Below are 3,111 nucleotides of genomic sequence, written 5' to 3'. Positions count from 1 at the left end.
TCGGGATGGGATCAGGTGGTTCCAATGCTCTATGGTCGTCAAGAAATTCGGGTACTGAGTCGTGGCCAGTTGGCCTCGCTTCAGCAAATTGGGTATGTGATAGCTTTCGGTGTTTTGCAAGATCTCGAACTTTCGGTTCGTTTCGTCTTCACACACCGCAATCTGGTCTCTTCGACGCAAATTGCTTGGGTGTTATATGGTCAAGCCTCACGGGCAATTAGTATTGGTTAGCTCAACGCCTCACAGCGCTTACACACCCAACCTATCAACGTCGTAGTCTTCGACGGCCCTTCAGGGAACTCAAGGTTCCAGTGAGATCTCATCTTGAGGCTAGTTTCCCGCTTAGATGCTTTCAGCGGTTATCTATTCCGAACATAGCTACCCGGCAATGCCACTGGCGTGACAACCGGAACACCAGAGGTTCGTCCACTCCGGTCCTCTCGTACTAGGAGCAGCCCCTCTCAAATCTCAAACGTCCACGGCAGATAGGGACCGAACTGTCTCACGACGTTCTAAACCCAGCTCGCGTACCACTTTAAATGGCGAACAGCCATACCCTTGGGACCGGCTTCAGCCCCAGGATGTGATGAGCCGACATCGAGGTGCCAAACACCGCCGTCGATATGAACTCTTGGGCGGTATCAGCCTGTTATCCCCGGAGTACCTTTTATCCGTTGAGCGATGGCCCTTCCATACAGAACCACCGGATCACTAAGACCTACTTTCGTACCTGCTCGACGTGTCTGTCTCGCAGTCAAGCGCGCTTTTGCCTTTATACTCTACGACCGATTTCCGACCGGTCTGAGCGCACCTTCGTACTCCTCCGTTACTCTTTAGGAGGAGACCGCCCCAGTCAAACTACCCACCATACACTGTCCTCGATCCGGATAACGGACCTGAGTTAGAACCTCAAAGTTGCCAGGGTGGTATTTCAAGGTTGGCTCCACGCGAACTGGCGTCCACGCTTCAAAGCCTCCCACCTATCCTACACAAGCAAATTCAAAGTCCAGTGCAAAGCTATAGTAAAGGTTCACGGGGTCTTTCCGTCTAGCCGCGGATACACTGCATCTTCACAGCGATTTCAATTTCACTGAGTCTCGGGTGGAGACAGCGCCGCCATCGTTACGCCATTCGTGCAGGTCGGAACTTACCCGACAAGGAATTTCGCTACCTTAGGACCGTTATAGTTACGGCCGCCGTTTACCGGGGCTTCGATCAAGAGCTTCGCGTTAGCTAACCCCATCAATTAACCTTCCGGCACCGGGCAGGCGTCACACCCTATACGTCCACTTTCGTGTTTGCAGAGTGCTGTGTTTTTAATAAACAGTCGCAGCGGCCTGGTATCTTCGACCGGCATGAGCTTACGGAGCAAGTCCTTCACCCTCACCGGCGCACCTTCTCCCGAAGTTACGGTGCCATTTTGCCTAGTTCCTTCACCCGAGTTCTCTCAAGCGCCTTGGTATTCTCTACCCAACCACCTGTGTCGGTTTGGGGTACGGTTCCTGGTTACCTGAAGCTTAGAAGCTTTTCTTGGAAGCATGGCATCAACCACTTCGTCATCTAAAAGATGACTCGTCATCAGCTCTCGGCCTTAGAATCCCGGATTTACCTAAGATTCCAGCCTACCACCTTAAACTTGGACAACCAACGCCAAGCTGGCCTAGCCTTCTCCGTCCCTCCATCGCAATAACCAGAAGTACAGGAATATTAACCTGTTTTCCATCGACTACGCTTTTCAGCCTCGCCTTAGGGACCGACTAACCCTGCGTCGATTAACGTTGCGCAGGAAACCTTGGTCTTTCGGCGTGGGTGTTTTTCACACCCATTATCGTTACTCATGTCAGCATTCGCACTTCTGATACCTCCAGCAAGCTTCTCAACTCACCTTCACAGGCTTACAGAACGCTCCTCTACCGCATCACCCGAAGGTGATACCCGTAGCTTCGGTGTATGGTTTGAGCCCCGTTACATCTTCCGCGCAGGCCGACTCGACTAGTGAGCTATTACGCTTTCTTTAAAGGGTGGCTGCTTCTAAGCCAACCTCCTAGCTGTCTAAGCCTTCCCACATCGTTTCCCACTTAACCATAACTTTGGGACCTTAGCTGACGGTCTGGGTTGTTTCCCTTTTCACGACGGACGTTAGCACCCGCCGTGTGTCTCCCATGCTCGGCACTTGTAGGTATTCGGAGTTTGCATCGGTTTGGTAAGTCGGGATGACCCCCTAGCCGAAACAGTGCTCTACCCCCTACAGTGATACATGAGGCGCTACCTAAATAGCTTTCGAGGAGAACCAGCTATCTCCGAGCTTGATTAGCCTTTCACTCCGATCCACAGGTCATCCGCTAACTTTTCAACGGTAGTCGGTTCGGTCCTCCAGTTAGTGTTACCCAACCTTCAACCTGCCCATGGATAGATCGCCCGGTTTCGGGTCTATTCCCAGCGACTAGACGCCCTATTAAGACTCGCTTTCGCTACGCCTCCCCTATTCGGTTAAGCTCGCCACTGAAAATAAGTCGCTGACCCATTATACAAAAGGTACGCAGTCACAGAACAAAGTCTGCTCCCACTGCTTGTACGCATACGGTTTCAGGATCTATTTCACTCCCCTCTCCGGGGTTCTTTTCGCCTTTCCCTCACGGTACTAGTTCACTATCGGTCAGTCAGTAGTATTTAGCCTTGGAGGATGGTCCCCCCATATTCAGACAAAGTTTCTCGTGCTCCGTCCTACTCGATTTCATGACTAAGAGATTTTCGCGTACAGGGCTATCACCCACTATGGCCGCACTTTCCAGAGCGTTCCGCTAATCTCAAAGCCACTTAAGGGCTAGTCCCCGTTCGCTCGCCACTACTAAGGGAATCTCGGTTGATTTCTTTTCCTCAGGGTACTTAGATGTTTCAGTTCCCCTGGTTCGCTCCATACACCTATGTATTCAGTGTAAGGTAACCATCTTATGATGGCTGGGTTCCCCCATTCAGACATCTCCGGATCAAAGTCTGTTTGCCGACTCCCCGAAGCTTTTCGCAGGCTACCACGTCTTTCATCGCCTCTGACTGCCAAGGCATCCACCGTATGCGCTTCTTCACTTGACCATATAACCCCAAGCAATCTGG

At 51.7% G+C, this 3,111-nt stretch carries 1 rRNA gene; it reads right to left on the bottom strand.

The features are described from left to right. Positions 1-196: 196 nt before the first annotated feature. Positions 197-3,090, bottom strand: a 23S ribosomal RNA gene (locus HX869_RS12000). Positions 3,091-3,111: the final 21 nt, after the last annotated feature.

The organism is Pseudomonas sp. P7779 (assembly GCF_013386315.1).
In the GTDB taxonomy this organism is placed as follows: Bacteria; Pseudomonadota; Gammaproteobacteria; order Pseudomonadales; family Pseudomonadaceae; genus Aquipseudomonas.
Note: the sequence above shows the minus strand (reverse complement) of the source record. Positions and strands in the feature narration are given on the sequence as shown.